General features: G+C 70.4%; 13 protein-coding genes. 11 read left to right on the top strand and 2 right to left on the bottom strand.

The window, feature by feature from the left end:
* Position 1 precedes the first annotated feature (1 nt).
* The 9 genes from ACWGKQ_RS35735 to ACWGKQ_RS35695 all read left to right on the top strand — a co-directional run bounded on the left by ACWGKQ_RS35735 (position 2) and on the right by ACWGKQ_RS35695 (position 8,463).
* Positions 2-955 (top strand): carbohydrate ABC transporter permease, encoded by a 954-nt coding sequence (locus tag ACWGKQ_RS35735; RefSeq protein WP_453296190.1) that lies wholly within the window; start codon positions 2-4, stop codon positions 953-955.
* Complete coding sequence (locus ACWGKQ_RS35730; RefSeq protein WP_453296189.1) at positions 952-1,845, top strand: carbohydrate ABC transporter permease; 894 nt, start codon at positions 952-954, stop codon at positions 1,843-1,845. Before ACWGKQ_RS35735 ends, ACWGKQ_RS35730 begins: the two co-directional genes overlap by 4 nt.
* 106 nt (positions 1,846-1,951) lie before the next feature.
* Entirely contained in the window at positions 1,952-3,100 is a 1,149-nt protein-coding gene (locus ACWGKQ_RS35725; RefSeq protein ID WP_453296188.1) for an ROK family transcriptional regulator, read from the top strand.
* Positions 3,101-3,138: 38 nt separating this feature from the next.
* Positions 3,139-4,725: a GMC oxidoreductase gene (locus ACWGKQ_RS35720; protein ID WP_453296187.1), complete on the top strand. Its 1,587-nt coding sequence runs from the start codon at positions 3,139-3,141 to the stop codon at positions 4,723-4,725.
* Between the two features lie 14 nt (positions 4,726-4,739).
* Complete coding sequence (locus ACWGKQ_RS35715) at positions 4,740-5,351, top strand: nucleoside deaminase (RefSeq protein ID WP_453296186.1); 612 nt, start codon at positions 4,740-4,742, stop codon at positions 5,349-5,351.
* Entirely contained in the window at positions 5,348-6,286 is a 939-nt protein-coding gene (locus ACWGKQ_RS35710) for a sugar phosphate isomerase/epimerase family protein (RefSeq protein ID WP_453296185.1), read from the top strand. The genes ACWGKQ_RS35715 and ACWGKQ_RS35710 overlap by 4 nt, the downstream gene beginning before the upstream one ends.
* A complete protein-coding gene (locus tag ACWGKQ_RS35705) occupies positions 6,283-7,056 on the top strand; it encodes a TIM barrel protein (protein ID WP_453296184.1) in 774 nt (257 codons plus the stop codon). Before ACWGKQ_RS35710 ends, ACWGKQ_RS35705 begins: the two co-directional genes overlap by 4 nt.
* The gene (locus ACWGKQ_RS35700; protein WP_453296183.1) at positions 7,053-7,943 is read left to right on the top strand and encodes a DUF6973 domain-containing protein; all 891 of its coding nucleotides are present in this window, start codon (positions 7,053-7,055) and stop codon (positions 7,941-7,943) included. The genes ACWGKQ_RS35705 and ACWGKQ_RS35700 overlap by 4 nt, the downstream gene beginning before the upstream one ends.
* A complete protein-coding gene (locus ACWGKQ_RS35695) occupies positions 7,933-8,463 on the top strand; it encodes a hypothetical protein (RefSeq protein ID WP_453296182.1) in 531 nt (176 codons plus the stop codon). The genes ACWGKQ_RS35700 and ACWGKQ_RS35695 overlap by 11 nt, the downstream gene beginning before the upstream one ends.
* Before the next feature lie 425 nt (positions 8,464-8,888).
* On the opposite strand, the gene ACWGKQ_RS35690 is transcribed toward ACWGKQ_RS35695, so the two are convergent.
* Together ACWGKQ_RS35690 and ACWGKQ_RS35685 are read right to left on the bottom strand one after the other, a co-directional pair.
* The gene (locus ACWGKQ_RS35690; RefSeq protein WP_453296181.1) at positions 8,889-9,917 is read right to left on the bottom strand and encodes a sugar ABC transporter substrate-binding protein; all 1,029 of its coding nucleotides are present in this window, start codon (positions 9,915-9,917) and stop codon (positions 8,889-8,891) included.
* A gap of 71 nt (positions 9,918-9,988) precedes the next feature.
* The gene (locus ACWGKQ_RS35685) at positions 9,989-12,520 is read right to left on the bottom strand and encodes a SpoIIE family protein phosphatase (RefSeq protein ID WP_453296180.1); all 2,532 of its coding nucleotides are present in this window, start codon (positions 12,518-12,520) and stop codon (positions 9,989-9,991) included.
* A gap of 288 nt (positions 12,521-12,808) precedes the next feature.
* Here ACWGKQ_RS35685 and ACWGKQ_RS35680 point away from each other — a divergent pair, with 288 nt between their 5' ends.
* Together ACWGKQ_RS35680 and ACWGKQ_RS35675 are read left to right on the top strand one after the other, a co-directional pair.
* Positions 12,809-13,897 carry a substrate-binding domain-containing protein gene (locus ACWGKQ_RS35680; protein WP_453296179.1) on the top strand — a complete coding sequence of 363 codons (1,089 nt, stop codon included), beginning with the start codon at positions 12,809-12,811 and terminating at the stop codon, positions 13,895-13,897.
* Between the two features lie 46 nt (positions 13,898-13,943).
* Positions 13,944-14,714 (top strand): ATP-binding cassette domain-containing protein, encoded by a 771-nt coding sequence (locus ACWGKQ_RS35675; protein ID WP_453296178.1) that lies wholly within the window; start codon positions 13,944-13,946, stop codon positions 14,712-14,714.
* Positions 14,715-14,726: the final 12 nt, after the last annotated feature.

Below are 14,726 nucleotides of genomic sequence, written 5' to 3'. Positions count from 1 at the left end.
GATGACCACCGCCCTCACCCCCCGGGCGCCGCGCACGGGACCGCGCGGCTGTCCGGTCACGGCCCCCGCGCGCCGTCGCACCCGGAGCCTGCGGCGAACGGCTGTCGCCTGGCTGTTCCTCGCCCCGTTCGTCGTCGTGTTCCTGCTCTACACGGCGATCCCGACCGTGGCCGCGCTCGGCTTCAGCCTCACCGACCTGCACGGCGCGGATCTGCGGCATCCGTTCGCGGTCAACTTCACCGGTCTGGAGAACTATCTGCGGTTGTTCCAGGACTCGACCTTCCTGCGGGACATCCTGAACACCGCCGTCTTCGTGGCCGTCGGCGTGCCGCTCACCATGGGCGTCGGATTCGCGCTGGCCATCGCGCTGAACTCCGGCATCCGGCGGCTGCGCGGCCTCTTCCGCACCGTGTTCTTCGCACCGGTCGTCACCAACATCGTCGCGGCCGCCCTGATCTGGCAGTACGCCTTCAACCCGAGCGGCACCGTCAACAAGGTCCTCGGCGCGGCCGGTTTCGCCGGCCCGAACTGGCTGGACGACCAGCACCTGGCCATGCCCGTGGTCATCCTGCTCGGCGTCTGGCGCAACTTCGGCACCGCGATGGTCCTCTTCCTCGCCGGTCTCCAGGCGATCCCGCAGGACGTCTACGAGGCCGCCGCCCTCGACGGGGCGGGAAAGTGGCGGCAGCTGAGGCACATCACCGTCCCCCTGCTGCTGCCCACCACCCTCATGGTGTCGGTGCTGCTGACCGTCTTCTACCTCCAGGTCTTCGACGAGCCCTACCTGCTCACCAACGGCGGTCCGCTCGGCTCCACCGAATCGGTGGCGCTGTACACCTACCACCAGTTCGGGGTCGGCGAGTTCGGGGTGTCCTCGGCCGCCTCCTTCGTGACCCTGGTGCTCGTGGCCCTGGTGAGCATCGTCCAGTTCCGATTGCTGAGGCCCCGCGCATGACCGCCGTCACCGCGTCGGAGAACACCGACATGACCACGCGCACCGCCACGGTCCGACGTGCCGTACGACCCCGGCCCGTCGCCCGGCCCCTGCTCTACGCCGCGCTTGTGCTGTGCGCGCTGCTCACGATGCTTCCCTTCCTCTGGGGGATCAGCGGCTCGCTGCGCAGCCTCGACGAGATCCGCTCGGACCCCGGTTCCCTGTTCCCCCACCACATCACCCTCGACAACTTCACCCGGCTGTTCAGGACCCAGGGCTTCGGCCGGTTCATGCTCAACAGCATCGTGGTCGCCGCCATGGTGGTGGTCGGCAACATCGTGGCTGCGTCGGCCGCCGGCTACGCGCTCGCGAAACTCGACTTCGCGGGCAGGCGGATCGCCTTCGGCGCGGTCATGGCGGCGCTGATGGTGCCGTTCACAGCGGTGTTCGTCCCGCAGTTCGTGCTCACCGTCGACATGGGCCTGGCGGACACCCTCACCGGTATCGCGCTGCCCAGCGTGGCGATGCCGATGTCGGTGTTCATCATGCGGCAGTACGCGTCGTCGATCCCCGACGAGTTGCTGGAGGCGGCCCGGATCGACGGGGCGGGCGAGTTCCGGATCTTCTTCCGGATCTTCCTTCCGATGGCCGGCCCGGCGGTCGCGACGATCACGATCATGTCGTTCCTCAACTCGTGGAACTACTTCATCTGGCCGCTCATCGTCGCCCAGAGCACATCCAGTTACACGCTGCCGGTGGGCCTCGCGGCCACCAGCCAGGCGGCGGCGCACGTGACCGACTACGGCCTGATGCTCGCCGGCGCCGTCGTCGTCATGCTGCCGGTGCTCGTGCTCTTCCTGTTCCTGCAGCGGTACTTCGTGCAGGGCATCGCCGGAACGGGAATGAGGTGATCCCGATGGACGACCGGACGGACCTCCTCCAGCCGTTCGCCACGGGCGTGTTCGATCCCCTCGTACGGGTTGTACGGGCGGAGTCCGAGGCGGTGGAGGCATGCTGATGTCCGCGACGAACGGGATGAACCAGAGCGCCGTCCGCCGCGTCAACACATCGGTCATCCTGCGCGCGCTGGCGGTGTCGGCCGGGCCGATGACACTGACCGAGCTCGCCGAGCAGGCCGGTCTCTCCCGCCGTACCAACGAGTTGATCCTGGACTCGCTCATCGAGGCGGGCTGGGTCACCGAGCTCGACCGCGTGCCGACCAGCGGCTGCGCCGGACGCCCCGCCAGACGGTACGAACTGCGCGCGGAACACGCCCTGTTGGCGGCCGTACGCATCAGCACCCTGGACGTGTCCGCGGTGGTGGCCGATGTCCGCGGCCGTATCCTCGGCCGGGCGCAGCGCCCGCTGCGCGCCTACCAGAATCCGCAGGCCACGCTCGACGACGCGGCGGCCCTCGTACGGGAGGCACTCGACGACGCGGGCGGCTCGCCGGACCGGCTGCGCGCCGGTGCGGTCGCGGCCGGTGGCGCGATCGACGACGAGGGTGTCGTACGACGTCTGGTGCACACCACGCGCTGGGAGGGCGTGTGTCTGCCCGACGAGCTCGGGCGGCGCGTCCGGATGCCCTGGTTCGCCGACAACGACACCAACCTCGGTGCGCTGGCCGAGCGTTGGCGGGGTGTGGCCGGTGACCACGACAACGTCGTCTGGGCGGTCCTCGGCAACCGGACCGGCCTCGGCATCCTCATCCGGGGCGCCGTGCACCGGGGTCTGGACGGCGCCGCCGGCGAGATCATCGAGGCGCACTCGATACCGGTCGGCTCGGTCGAGAACCGCCCGGTCGCCTGGCTCACCTCACCCGAAGCGGATCAGCGCCGGGTCGCGCTGGACCGCTTCGACGCGGCCCGCACGGGGGACGCGGAAGCGCTCGCCGAGGTGGACGAGTTCGTCGAGAACATCACCTCGATCCTCACCACCCTGTCCTGGACGGTCGCGCCCTCGCTCATCGTGCTCGGCGGTGGCCTGGAGGACGCGGCCGACGTGCTGCTGCCCCGGGTGCGGGAGGCGATGCGCCTCGCCCGCACCCCCGCGATCGAGCTGCGCGCCACCAGCCTGGGCCGCGACGCCGCACTGATCGGCGCCGTGAAGCTGGCCCTCGACCACATGGACACCGAGCTGTTCGGCCCACTCGCCCCCGGCGCGTAACTCCCCCCACACACACCAGACGACTTTGGAGTTCCTCTGTGACCGACACCCCCCGCACCGACGTCCTCATCGTGGGCAGCGGCATCATGGGATCCGCCGTGGCCCGGCTGCTGCGGGACAGCGATCCGGGGCTGGACATCACGATGGTCGACGGTGGCAGCGCCATCGGCGAGAGGCCCGGGCTGCACCTGCACGACGTCGACGACCCGGTCCTGTGGTCGCGCCACAACGAACAGGTCGTCAGCGGCATCCAGGGCATGTACACCGGCGCCGAGGTGATGCGCGAGGTCGCGGACAGCCTCACCGGTCTGACGCCCGGCATGTTCCACGCACTGGCCTTCGGCGAGGACGCCGAGGCGATGCCCGCGACGGCACTGGCCTGGAACGCGGGCGGCATGGGCGTGCACTGGACCGCCGCGACCCCGTGGCCCGCCGGAGACGAGGTGTTCGACTTCGGCGACCCGGCCGGATGGGCGGCGGACCTGGACACCGCGCGCCGACTGCTCGCCGTCACGCCTTCCCCCATCGGCCCGACCGAGGTCGGCCGTCTGGTCCTCGACGTACTGCGAAGGCGCTACGACGGCACCGCGCCGGCCGACCGGCACCCGCAGCCGATGCCCATGGCCGTCACGACGACGGCATCCGGCCCAACGCCGCGGACCGCGCCGGGGACGATCTTCCCGCCCATCGCGTCCGGCGAGGACCTGTCGTTCACCCTGCTGACCGGCACACTCGCCATCAGGTTGCTCGTCTCGGCGGCCCGGGTCACCGGCGCCCGACTACGCCGCGTCGCCGACGGGACGGAGACCGAACTCCACGCGGACACCGTCATCGTGTGCGCCGACGCGCTGCGCACCCCGCAGTTGCTGTTCGCCTCGGGCATCCGCCCCGCGGCCCTGGGCCGCCACCTCAACGAGCACGCGTTCATCACGGCCCGGGTACTGCTCGACCTGGACCGGTTCGGCATCGCCCTCGACGACCTGCCCCTGCCGCGCACCGGTGAGTTCAGCACGGACTCGCTCTGGCTGCCGCAGAACGGGACGGCACAGCCCTTCCACGGGCAGATCATGAACCGGACGTACGTCGACGATGACGGCCGCCCTCTCGCGCATGCCGTGGGCCTCACGCTGTACGCCCCCGTCGAGTCGCGCCCCGAGAACCGTCTCGTCTTCTCGGAGTCGGAGACCGACCTCGCGGGACTGCCGCGCATCCGCGTCGAGTTCGACTACTCCGACACCGACCGCGTGCTCATCGACCGGGCGTTCGTGGAAGTCCGGTCACTGGCCGGGGAGTTCGGCCCGTTCGACCCCGCCACCGAACTCGCACTGCTACCGCCCGGCTCCTCCCTGCACCTGACCGGCACGGTCCGGGCGGGCACCGCCGACGACGGCACCACCGTCTGCGCCCCGGACGGCCGGGTGTGGGGCTACGACAACCTGTACCTCGCCGGCAACGGCGTGATCCCCACCCCGATGGCCGCGAACGTCACCCTGACCGGCGCGGTGACCGCCGTACGGGCCGCCCGAGCCGTCGCCGACAGGGCAGCCGCCCCCCGGGCCGTCGCCACCCCGGCCGTCGCCACCCCGGCCGTCACCACCCGCACCGCGCCGCTCACCGCGCGCTGAGAGGAAGCCCGAACGTGATCGACATCGCGAAGGAATATCGCGTGGCGCTGCCCCCGTGGATCGACGACGAGCTGGCCGACGTGCCCGCCGTGGTCCCCGACCGCGCCGACCGGATGCGGCTCGTGCACCGCCTCGCCGACCGCAACTGGCGGGAGGGCAACGGCGGCCCGTTCGCGGCGCTCGTCGCCCAGCGCGACACCGGCCGGATCGTCTCCGTCGGCGTGAACGTCGTGCTCGCCTCCGGCGTTTCCAGCGCCCACGCGGAGGTCGTCGCGCTGGGGCTCGCCCAAACGGCCACCGGGGGCTGGGACTTGGGCGCCGCGGGACTGCCCGCCCACGAACTGGTCGTCAACTGGCGGCCATGCGTCCAGTGTTACGGCGCCACGATGTGGTCCGGGGTGCGCGGTCTCGTGGTCGCGGGGGAGGGGCCCGAGCTGGAGGAGATCACCACGTTCGACGAGGGCCCCCTCGGCGCCGAATGGGCCGCGCAGTTCGAGGCACGCGGGATCGAGGTCGTAGGAGATGTGCTCCGGGACGAGGCGCTGGCCGTGTTCCGGAACTACCGCAAGGCCGTCGACGCGGCCGACGGGATCGTCGTCTACAACGCCCGCGGAGGCACCGCATGACCGCCACGACACCTCGTTTCGCCACCGACGTGATCACCTTCTACCACCCGGACTTCTGGGACCTTCCCTCCGCCGACGCCGTACGCGACTGGGCCCTGGCCCACCCCGAGCGCTTCTGGACACGGGTGATGAACGCGCTGACGGCGGCCGGTGTCACGGGCATCGAGCTGACCTTCGCGCCGGGCGACATCGACTCGGCCCTGCGAGCCTTCGGCAGCGCACCCGCCTTCCGCCGCGACCTGGCGGCCCGTGGCCTGTCCGTCGTCAGCGCGTTCATCGCCGACAGCGACGCCCCCGGCTGGCGGCACGGCGACAACCTGCCCGCGATCGTCGCCGACGCCGAACGCCGGGCCGCCTTCCTCGCCGACGTCGGGGCGGAACTCCTGGTCGCCGGCCTGCCCATGCGGACGACATTCGGCACGCGACCGCCCTTCTTCGTCGACGCCGCGTACATGACGCGCATGGCCGACATCGCCCACGCGGTCGGAGAGGCCGTGTCGCATCTCGGTGTGAAGCTCGTCTTCCACACCGAGTCCAACAGCACCCTCTGGTACGAGCGGGACATCGACCTGTTCATGGCCCTGACCGACCCGCGCTACGTCTGGCTGTGCCCCGACTCCTGCCACATCGCCCTCGGCGGCGGCGACCCGGTGGCAGTGGCCCGCCGCCATACCCCACGCATCGCCCTCGCGCACTGGAAGGACGCGGTCAAGCCCCTCGACATCGAACTCACCATCGATGAAACAGTCTTCACCCAGCAGCAGCCCTACATGACCGAACTGGGCACGGGCATCGTCGACTGGAAGGGCTGGGCCGACGCCATGTCCCGCACTCCCGGCGCCGACACGATACTCATCGAACTGGACGAGGCAGCCGACCCGGTCGCCGCACTCAGAGCCGGAACGGCCGTGGCGAGGAAGGCAGCCCGCCCGTGATCGACTTCTCCGCCTGCATCGAGATGATGTTCCTCGAAGGCGAGCGGCCACTCGACGACCGAGTACGCGCCGCGGCCGACTCCGGCTTCCGCGCGGTGGAAATCTGGGAGTGGTGGGACAAGGACCTGTCCCGCCTCACCCGCGCACTGGACTCCACCGACACACGCCTGATCACGCTGTGCGTCGAATCGTGGCGGGACAAGTGCGACCTGGGCGACCCGTCGTCGCACGACGAGTTCCTCACCCGCGTACGGGCAGCCGCCGACGCCGCTCGACGGCTGAACACTTCTGGACTCGTGGTACTCGCAGGGGATGTCGTCCCGGGAATCGAGCCCACTGCTCAGCTTCGCAACGCGGCCGAGGTGCTCGCACGGGCGGGAGAGGAAACCAGCGGGAACGGCCTGGAACTGCTCGTGGAGGTCGTCAATCGCGCATACGAGGGTCCCAACGCCTTGCTCTCCGACTCACGGTCGGCACTTTCCCTCCTACGCGCGATCAACCTCCCGAACGTCCGTTTCCTCTACGACCGTTACCACGCCCTCCTCAACGGCGAGCCCCTCGACGCCGAGATTCAGGACGCCATGCCGCTGATCGGGCACGTCCAGGCAGCCGACATCCCGGGCCGTCACGAATTCGGCACCGGAACCATCGACTGGGCCACGGAACTCGCCTGGCTTCAGAACGCCGGTTATGACGGCTACGTAGGCATCGAAGCGACACCACTCGGCGACAGCAGCCACGTCTACGCCACCGCCCGTGCCCTCCTTTGACGGCTGCGGGACTGCGTGCGGGGCCGGCGGGGCCTTGGTGCGCAAGACCCCGCGCCCCGGGGCGCCTTTCTCCCGGCCCCCGGCCGGGCAGCCGCAGCTTCAACCGCACCCAACGGACCAGCGGCGTCAGCACGGCGGACTGCGCCGACACCACCAGCAGCATCACCAGCAGCACCACCACGACCACCACCGCCGACCACACCTACGACAGCGCCGACCGGATCACCGACTCGGGCTACACCTACGACGCCTTCGGCCGTACCACGGCCCTGCCGGACGGCAGCGCCCTCGCCTACTGCACCGACGACCTGGTCCGGCAGGAGACCACCGTCACCCAGCGGCAGTCCTGGTCCCTGGACGCCGACCACCGCCTCGCCGCCGTGACCACGGCGACCAGCAGCGACAACGGCGGCACCTGGGACTTCGACGGCGTTGAGGGACCGTCCACCAGGGCCGAACGCGACTGGTGCTGCTGGCCGTCCCGGTGGCGGGTATGTACGATCACGGCCTCCGACGCGCAGGCGGCGAAGTCCGAGGCGATCAAGATCTTCGGAAGCATCGCCGACCGGAGTTTCGGTGACGCCTTCCAACACATCCTGTGGATGGCGCTCATGGCCTGGGACGTCGGCGCTTCCATGGCCCGCGGCGAGGGCAAGCGCCACGAGGACTTCTCCCAGAACACAAAGTGCGCCCGGCACATGGCACTGACCAACAACGACATCGGCATCAATATCGGCCTGCGCATGACGAACTGCCACTATTCACGGCGCGGTGGAAAATTCGCCACCAAGATAATCCAGCTCTCCATGGAAGCCGCCTGCGATGACGCGGTGATCCTCAAGGTCGACAGCAAGCAGGCGAAGGCGGGTTACAAGTATGTCCGGTGACCCCGAGCTTGAGCCCGAACCTGGCCGGCCGTGGACGCGGCGCAACCTCCGCCGCCTCATGGTGGCGGTCGTCGCCCTCGGCCTGATGGCGGTGGCGGTGGCGGTCGGGGGAGCGCGGGCCTGGCAGCGGGACAAAGCGGACGACAGGACCCGGGCCCGCTTCGCCCAACTGTCCAAGGATCCGCTGCTGGCCGCGCTCGGCACCCGCTTCGGGCGCCGCCACAACGGGCCCGTCCTGCTGCGTTGCCAGCAGACCCCGGACGACGGCCCCGTGCCCCCGCAGTTCGAGGTCGACTTCCCGGCGCCGCAGACCCCGGCAACCCGAACCCAGGTGACCGCCGCCGCCCGCGGCACCGGATGGAGCGTCCGCACCTGGGAACGCGGAACGGGCCGGTCACGCGCGTACTACTTCGAAATCCGCAAGTCCTTCGGCACCTGGACGAGCGACTCCGACGCGGCCCTCGACCGAACCGGCCTCAGCCTGGACATGACCGCCTCCGACGCAGGCCGCTGCGCCTGACCTCGCCCTGGCCGTAACACGGAGTGCCACGCTCGGGATGCGGCTTCCAAGGAGAGCACGGCCGTCCTGCGGCAGATCGAAGAGGACGAGGTGATCGCCCGCCGGTTCGCGGACACCGATGCCGCGATCTCGGCCACGGGTCTGCTGCGCGATCGGGTGGAACGGAACCGTACGGTTATCGGCCAGAGCCAGATACTGAGGAGCGATCGAGTCGAGGGGGAGGCCCCCCGTCCGATGTCGGGACCTCGCAGTCGGTCATCCGGTGTGACCGGTTGTGGCTACCGCTTGTCCCGATTCCGCACGAGCTTGGCGTTCACGCTGTGGGGCATTCGGTGAGGCGGACCCTCGACGGTCGATCACCGGTCCAGGGCTCTGCATGGCCAGTGCCAGGGCACCGCTGTCTCCGACCCCCGGGCGCGGCCCGGCTACGGAGTCAGTCCTGCCTTCGCGCAAGCGGCCTGCAGGTGTGGTGTGCAGATCTGAGGGATGGTGTACACGCCGTCCTTGATGAGGGTCTGCTTGATGTTGGCGGTTGTCACGGCGACCGGGGTGAGGAGCACGGACGGGATGTGGTGGGTGGTGGGGCTGTCGGTCGTCGTCGTGGCGATGGTGTGCAGCTTCTCGCCGCGGCCCAGGGCGACGGCCATGGCAGCGGCTGTTTCGGCTTCCGCGCGGAAGGACTTGTACACCGTCATGGACTGCTCACCGTTGACGACGCGCTGCACCGCGTCGAGGTCGGCGTCCTGGCCGGTGACCGGTGGAAGGCGCCCGACGTGGGCGCTCTTGAGTGCGGAGATGACGCCCGCTGCCATGGCGTCGTTGGCGGCGAGGACGCCGTCGATCCGGCCCGGGCCCAGGGCCGAGATGGCGGCGGACATGTTGGCGTTCGCGTTGTTCGTGCTCCAGCCATGGGTGTCGTAGGAACGGCCGATCCTCACCTTGCCCCGCAGGACGGACAGTGCGCCCCTCTTGTACCACGCGGCGTTGGGGCTGGTCGGGTCGCCGTTCATCATGACGATGGTCCCGTCCTTGGCCGGGGCGTGCATGGCCTTGAGGAGAGCCTGGCCCTGCAGCGTTCCGACCTGTATGCCGTCGAAGCTGACGTAGCCCGAGATCGGCCCCTCGGCGAGCCTGTCGTAGGCGACGACGGGGACGCCCGCGTTGTGCGCCTCCTGGACGGTGGAGCGCAGCGCCCTGTTGTCGGTGGCGCCGAGGATGAGGACCCTGGCCCCCTTGGTGATCATGGCGATCATCTGTTGCCGCTGGGCCGTTGAGTCGTCGTCGGCGTTGGCATAGGTGACGTTGCAGTGCGGGCAGAGCTGTCTCACCTGTTGCTCGATCAGCGGCTTGTCGGAGTTCTCCCAGCGTGGCACCACCCGGCTCGGCAGCAGCAGGCCGACGGTGAAGCTGTCCGTGGTAGCTGTTCCGTTCCCTGTACAGGCGGCCGAAGGCATGGCCAGCAGGCCCGCGACAAGCGCGCCTACGGCATACCGCGTACGAGACGTTACGCATTTCCTACGGTACGTCATGATCGGTCCCCGTCCTTGGCGCCCGGTTCCGCGCCCACGGAAGCCGGTTCACGATGAGGTACCGCTATCTCGCTGCACACCTGCTTGCCGCCGGCCACCGGCACCGTGCCGAAGGACTCCGACATCGCCTCGACCAGGAGCAGACCCCGGCCGCCTGTCGACTCCCAGTCCACGATCACGGGCTTGGCGGGCGCCCGCGGAGAGGAGTCGCTCACGCAGACGCGCACGCGGTCCCCGCGGAGCAGCAGTTCGAGACGGACCGGGCCCTGGGTGTGCACCAGGGCGTTGGTGACGAGTTCGGACACCACCAGCAGCACCGGATCGGTGGCCTCTTCGACCAGCCAGCGGCGCAGTGTGCGTGCGGTGAAGCGGCGGGCGTGCATGACGGCGTCGGGCAGCCGCCACACCACCCAGCCCGACCGGATCGGCCGGGTCTTCATGCCGTCGTAGCGCAGCAACAACAGCGCCACGTCGTCCTCGCGACGGCCGTACTCGCCCAGCAGGTCGTCGGCCACCTGCCCAGGATCCGACGGGTCGGCCGCGGCGAGGGTGGCGCGCGCCTGGCGCATGCCCTCGTCCAGGGACAGATCGGCGGCCTCGATCAGCCCGTCGGTGACCAGGGCGAGCATCATTCCGGGTGCCAGTGCCAGCGCGGTCATCGGGAAGTCCGCCTCCATGGAAATGCCCAGCGGAAGGCCGCCCTCGACCTCGACCTCCTCGGTGCTGCCGTCGGGATGGCGCAGCAGCGGTGCGACGTGCCCGGCCCGGACGAACAGGACGTCGCCCTCGTCCATGTCCAGTTCGGCGTAGCAGCAGGTGGCGAACAGATCCGTCTCCATGCCGACGAGGAGGCGGTTGGCGTACGAGACGACCACGTCGGGCGGGTGGCCCTCCACCGCGTACGCCCTGACCGCGGTACGCATCTGTCCCATGATCGTCGCGGCTGCGGCGCTGTGGCCCTGCACGTCGCCGATGACCAGCGCCACCCGGTCCTCGGAGAGGGCGATCACGTCGTACCAGTCGCCCCCCACCTGCAGTCCTCGCCGGGCGGGCAGATAGCGGGCGACGGCGATCCCGCCGGGCAGCTCGGGCAGACGCCGCGGCAGCAGGCTGCGCTGCAGCATCGTCGCGAGTTCCTGTTCGGCGTCATAGGCGTGGGCGCGGGTGAGGGCCTGGCCGGCCAGTGAGGCGGTGGCGGTCAGCAGCGAACGTTCCTCGGGGACGAACTCGTGTGGCCGGTCCCAGCCGATCAGGCACACGCCGGCGACCCGGCCGTTGGCAGGCAGCGGCAGGACGGCCAGGCCTCCGGGGCCGATGCCGTCGAGTCCCGGTTCGAAGGCGGTGCCTGTCGGCCACAGGCCCATACGTCCGTCTCGCAGAGCCGTCTGCAGGGTGGGCAGGGCACTGAGGGGCAGGTCGGGCCACTCCGAACGCCACTGGAGACGCCATGTCCGCGGCCAGGCGGCGGGCTGCGGCGGGTCGAGCAGGGTGACCTGGAGCCGATCGTGCTGCAGCTCGGCGAGTGCCACCCGGTCGGCGCCCAGGGGTTCGCGCAGGGCGGTGACCACCACGTGGCTGACGTCGCGCACGGTGGCGGCCTCGTCGAGTGCGACGGTCAGCCACTGGATCCGGGAGACGTCGTCGGCGCCCCGGTGCAGGACCGGGGTCGCCGTCACCACACCCAGCACCTGCTCCGGCCGGTCGTCGGTAGCCGCCGCCACGCGGCACCTCAGGCTCAGCCAGCGCATCTCACCGGTGGGGCATCGGACGCGGAAGTCCAGTTCCCGTCGGCCGAACGTCCGGCTGGACGGCTCCAGCACCGACATCAGCGCGTGCAAGTCTTCCGGCAGTGCGTGCGCGAGCAGGGAGTCCGCCTTGCCGTCGACGTCGTCCGGCCTGATGCCGACCAGTTCGCGCAAGGTCTCGTCCATGTCGATGACGCCGGTTTCCGGCACCAGGACGAAGGAGCCGACGCGCATGCGCCGCAGTGCGGAACTCAAAGGGGCCGACGGCGGCCCTCCCGCGGCCCCGGTCTCCAGCACGCCGGCGACCGCGTCGGCATAGCGCTCCAGGAAGCGCTGCTGCTCGGCTTCGAAGCCGTTCTCACCGGCGCCCACGACCACGAGGCAGCCGAGCCGTCCGCCCTCGGCGCCCAGGGGCAGCGCACCGAGCGACGTCCGGGCTCGCGGCGGCGCCGGACTTCCCTCGGGACAGGACGCGAGTGCCGCGGGGGTCAGCCACACGGAGTGTGAGGCGCGGAAGGCGCGGGCCGCAGGCGAGCCGCCGGACAGGGCCAGGCGCTCCGGCAGCCCGTACTCGGCAGGGGCGCATCCGGCCGTGTCCACCGACCGAAGGTCGTCAGAACCTGCGTCGGGCAGATAGAGCACTGCCGATGTCGCTCCGGCGAACGTCAGGGCGCGGACGCTCACGGGGGTCTGCGACCCCGGCGGTGCGCCGGTGTCCGCGACGCCGGCCTCGGCCGTCCCCGGCTGCGGGAGTCCGGCCTCGGCACTGCCGTCGTGAGGCATGTCCGCACCCACCTCCCGTCCGTGCCGGGGTGCCGGCACGGCTACCGCTGGTGACTCCTCTTACCAGAATCGCATAGAGGGATGAAACGGATAGGTTGACGTCATGCCGGCCACGCGGCACCGGGTTCGCAGTTCACGGTGGCCGGTGTCACACTGGCGAGGTGGTCGTTCTGCGGCTTTCGCCTGGTACGGGCGGGTACCGGCCGAAACCCCGCCCCGCCCCGGCGGGCCACTCTGCTGTGCCGCGGCTGCAGTCGCGGTGCGCCAGGGAGGAGGGAGGTCTCGCGTATGAAAGCCTGCGTCCGGGACACCGCCCTTGCCCTGGCCGCGGTCTCGACGGCCGTGTCCCTCACCGCCTGCGGATCGGGCGCCGGGAGCACCTCCGGCCCAGGGAGCGCACGGAAGATCAGCGTGCTGTTGCCGGACTCCACCACAGCCCGCTGGGAGACGCAGGACAGGCCCCTGCTGGAGCGGAAGATCCGGCAGCTGTGCGGCGGCTGCACGACCGAGCACGCCAACGCCGGAGGTGACGTGGCCATCCAGCAGGAACAGATGGACTCATCAATCGCCAACGGGGTCGATGCCATCGTGCTGACGGCCGTCGATGCCAGAGCCATGGGCGCCTGGGTCGGAAAGGCAGCTGCCGCGCACATCCCGGTCATCGCCTACGACCGCCTCGCCGAGGGCCCGATCTCGGGCTACGTCTCCTTCGACGGCCAGGAGATCGGCAGGCTCCAGGGCAAGGCGCTGCTGACGGCCATGGGCGCCAAGGCGCACGGCGGCCGGATCGTGATGATGAACGGCGACTCCGGCGACCCCAACGCGCTGTCGTTCAAGCAGGGCGCACTGTCCGAACTCCGGGGGAAGGTGACGATCGCCAAGGAGTACGACACACCCCAGTGGAGTGCGGAGGCGGCGAACCGGAACATGTCCGGAGCCGTCTCCGCCCTGGGCGCCGGCAGCATCAACGGCGTCTACGCCGCCAACGACGGCCTCGCCGCCGGCAGTATCGCCGCCCTCAAGGCCGACAAGGTCACCCCGCTGCCCCCTGTCACCGGGCAGGACGCCGAGCTCGCAGCCGTGCGGCGCATTGTCAGCGGCGATCAGTACATGACCGTCTACAAGCCGTTCGGACCCGAGGCAGCCGCCGGCGGCGCCATGGCCGTGGCCGCCGCCCGTGGCCAGCGCCTCGACGGGGTGGCCACCGGGCGGGTGAAAACCCGCAGCGGCGCGGAGGTTCCGGCCGTGCTGCTCACTCCGGTGACCGTGGTCCTTGCCACCATCAAGAACACCTTGGTGAAGGACGGCGTGTACACGCTCGAACAAATCTGCCCCCCGTCACTCGCGGGCGACTGCCACAAGGCCGGGCTGACCTGACAGGCGGGACCGGCCGGCCCCAGGCCCGGGAAGGAGATGGATTCTCTTGCCGCCCCCCTTGCTCGCCCTGCACGGCGTGTGCAGGCGCTTCGGCGTCGTCGAGGTCCTCCGGGACATCGAGCTGGAGATCCACGCCGGCGAGGTCCTTGCCCTCCTCGGCGACAACGGAGCCGGCAAGTCCACCCTGGTCAAGGTGATCTCCGGGGTCGCTCCCGCGGACCAGGGGAGCATCGAGTGGGAGGGCCGGCCCGTGCACATTCGGCGTCCTCAGGACGCCCGGGACCTCGGCATCGCCACCGTCTACCAGGACCTGGCGCTGTGCGGAGGCCTCGACGTCGTCGGCAACCTCTTCCTCGGACGAGAGATCCGCAGGTTCGGCTTCCTCGACGAGGTGGAGATGGAGCGCCGCACCACGCAGCTGCTGGAGCGCCTGACCCGGAGCATCCCCGATCTGCGCGGTCCCCTGGTGTCACTGTCCAGCGGCCAGCGGCAGACCGTCGCCATCGCCCGCTCGCTACTCGGCGACCCGCGCGTCCTTCTTCTGGACGAACCGACCGCGGCGCTGGGGTTCGAGCAGACCACCGAGGTCCTCGACCTCGTCGACCGTCTCCGTGACCAGGGCCTGGGGGTCCTGCTGATCAGCCACAACATGGGCGATGTGAAGGCCCTCGCGGACCGGGCCGCCGTGCTGCGGCTCGGCCGCAACAACGGCTTCTTCGACGTGAGCACCACCCCCCAGGAGCAGATCATCTCCTCCATCACGGGTGCCACGGACAACGTGCCCCGCCGGCCGGCCCACCGCGAGGCCGAGTGGTGAAAGGGATGCGTG

The organism is Streptomyces sp. NPDC054770 (genome assembly GCF_053611985.1).
The sequence above is the reverse complement of the archived record's forward strand: the minus strand, read 5'-3'. Positions and strand labels throughout refer to the sequence as shown.